Annotated in this window: 2 protein-coding genes; both read right to left on the reverse strand. The window is 43.0% G+C overall.

Annotation, left to right across the window (positions count from 1 at the left end):
- A partial coding sequence (locus tag ACWVCM_RS15330; RefSeq protein ID WP_455202638.1) for a hypothetical protein occupies nt 1-622 on the reverse strand: 622 nt, incomplete at its 3' end.
- 727 nt (nt 623-1,349) lie between these two features.
- On the reverse strand, nt 1,350-3,182 hold a 1,833-nt coding region (locus tag ACWVCM_RS15335; protein WP_455202639.1), incomplete at its 5' end, for an ATP-binding cassette domain-containing protein.

Consider the following 3,182-nt stretch of genomic DNA (forward strand, 5'->3'; position numbering starts at 1 on the left):
GCACGATATTGATTACATCACCTTCTTTCAAGCTATGATGATATAGTTGGGTAAGTCCATATTTTGCAATATCAAGCCGCGTCCGAATGGTTGCTTCCTGTTCAATGTAACTATCTAAATAGCTACTTTCCATGGATCCCGAAACATCAACTAATAGTGTGAGAACAGCATTGGGCCTGTCTTCCTTAGTTATCGTAGGGCTAGAAAGATAAATACCTAACTCATGAACTAAGACACCACTTTCATTATCACCTGGATGAGTCCAGATACCCATTGATACATCGAATAATCCAATATTGGTTAGTGAGGATCCGTTAAACTGTTCAAAGTTGAGAAACTCGTATGCTCGCCCCAGTGATTCATCAGGAATTTGCCCATTATTGATAGCGTACTTGGTTAATTCAACGGCCGCTGTACTTGCTGAATCATCATAAGAAAAATAGAAGCAACTATTTTCTGGGCAGTCTGTTGCTTTTTGTTCCTCGTTTAATGAGTTTGATTCATCCGAACTAAAATTAGCGGTGCTGCCGGCATTACCACCAGAACTTCCACCACCGCAGGCAGCCAGGAAAAGCAATAAAAGAAAAATTATGGATAAACGAATATGGTTGTCGTGTAACATGATGTGCTCCCTCACGAAGTTTGATTATATTGTTAATTGCGTAGCAACCAGGCTTTTGGTTGAAGTTCGAAGTTCAACTAACATAGAAAAACCAAAAAGATTATCGCCAATATATTTAACTGGTTAGCTAGCGATATATACGCACCATTGCTAGATTAAATATTGCAGTTAACTCGTTTGTATCCCCTTGCCGATTAAGTTTGCTAAAAACTTTTCAGAGTCCCTACATAAAGTTGACTTTATAAAGCTAAACTCACAGCCAGCTGTTCTATCGACTACTTTTTAACAGGACAAATAATGGTCATAACGTATCGTTGTGTTACCAATCGTGATGACATCTGCAATTCAATCGATAGCAGTTCAATTGTTTGTTTTTTATTCATTCTGGTAATCAGAATCTTGCAGAACGAAATAATACAATAAATGGGATAATAATCCCGTTTTTAGTCTAAAACAATGACTGTCATCAATTAATCTGGTTTAGTTGAACGCTAATTAGTCAATAATTTGTTTTTAGAACTGGCGTAAGAAAATAGTCAGTGGGAAATGATTAATACCCCTGGTGGATACTCTTTCATGCATCAATAGTGAACATTGGTTGGTTGATTTAAGATATATGCAACTTGAATGGAGAGAGGTGAGGGGATGCGATTCGCTGAGTTAAATGTAACCTTGGCGCTAAGTGATTCAAAGTCGCGTTAATGCTGATAATTAATTACGATAATAATTATCTATTCTCAAATAGCTCCAGTTCTTCATGCGCTTCCATCCATTGTTCTTCCAGTTCGGTTAGCTGTTTTTCTATGTCGGCCTGGTTTTCAAGAAGCGTTTTAAGTTGTTGTTTGTTTTCTTCGTCATAAATGCTGCTATCAGCAAGTTGGCCATGTATCCTGGTTTTCTCGGAATTCATTGTGTTGATTTGTTGTTCCAGTTTTTTCACTTTATTACGCAGTGGTTGCAGTTTCTTGCGTAGATCTGCAGCATTTTGTCGCTGTTGTTTCCTGCTAACCGGTTCCTGGGTCTGGCTGGAATTATCTGAATCCGACGAGCTATCTTCCTTTTCATGGTCTTTGACCCACTTTCGATAATCATCAAGGTCGCCATCAAATGCGTTTACTTTTCCATCCGCTACCAGCAACAAGGTATCGGTTACGGTTCGCAGCAAGTGGCGATCATGTGATACAACGATCATTGCTCCCGCAAATTCCTGAAGCGCTACACTCAGGGCATGACGCATTTCCAGGTCCAGGTGGTTGGTGGGCTCGTCAAGCAATAACAAATTCGGCTTTTGATAAACAATCATCGCCAGTACCAGGCGTGCCTTTTCACCACCGGAAAAAGGCGCCACCGGTGATGTGGCCATATCATCGCGAAATGCAAAGCCGCCAAGAAAGCTACGCAGTTCCTTTTCCGTGGCTTTAGCATCCAGACGTTGAAGGTGAAGCAGGGGACTTGCCTGGCTATCCAGCTGTTCCAGCTGGTGTTGGGCAAAGTAGCCTATTTTCATATCTTTTGCTTCAGTGCGCTCACCGCCAATCGGCGATAGTTCACCTGCTAACAACTTTATGAGCGTAGATTTACCCGCGCCATTGTATCCCAGCAATCCAATACGGCTACCGGTTAATATGTTCAGGTTAACATTGTCCAGTACTGGTATGTCGGCGTATCCAACACCGACATTTTCCAGATGCAGTAGCAAATCGGGTAGTCGATCCGGTTGCTTGAACTGGAAGTGAAATGGCGAATCGATATGTGCTGCACTTATGGTAGTCATTCGTTCCAGCGCCTTGATACGGCTTTGCGCCTGACGCGCCTTGGTTGCCTTGGCACGAAATCGATCCACAAATTTTTGCATGTGGGCGATCTCACGTTGTTGTTTTTCATAAGCCGCTTGCTGATTGGCCAGTTGTTCTGCGCGTCGGATTTCAAATGCTGAATAGTTGCCCGTATATAAAGTTATTGTGCCTTGTTCAATGTGAGCAACATGAGTGACTACCCGGTCAAGGAAGTCACGGTCATGAGAGATTAGCATTAAGGTACCTGGGTAACTCTGTAACCATTCTTCCAACCAGATGACAGCTTCCAGGTCGAGATGGTTAGTTGGTTCGTCCAGAAGCAGAAGATCTGATCGACACATCAAGGCCTGGGCAAGATTGAGTCTCATACGCCAGCCACCGGAAAATTCACGTACCGGCAAATGCTCCTGTTCTCGAGTAAAACCCAGACCATGAATCAATTTGCCTGCACGGCTTGCCGCGCTATAACCGTGGATATTTTCCATATCGCTGTATAAATGAGCGAGTTTGTCGCCGTCATCAGATTGTTCAGCTAAGCTTATTTCTTTTTCCAGTCGACGCAGTTCCGTGTCTCCATCAATTACATAATCTAATGCAGATTTTTCAACGGCCGGTGTTTCCTGCGCAACGTGGGCAATTACCGTATTGGGTGGAAGCGAAAAGTCACCGCCATCAGGGTGGAGTTCATTTCGTATTAATGCAAACAGACTGGATTTTCCAACACCATTAGCGCCTGTCACACCAACACGCTGGCCGGCATGGAC

Source organism: Kaarinaea lacus (assembly GCF_975902315.1).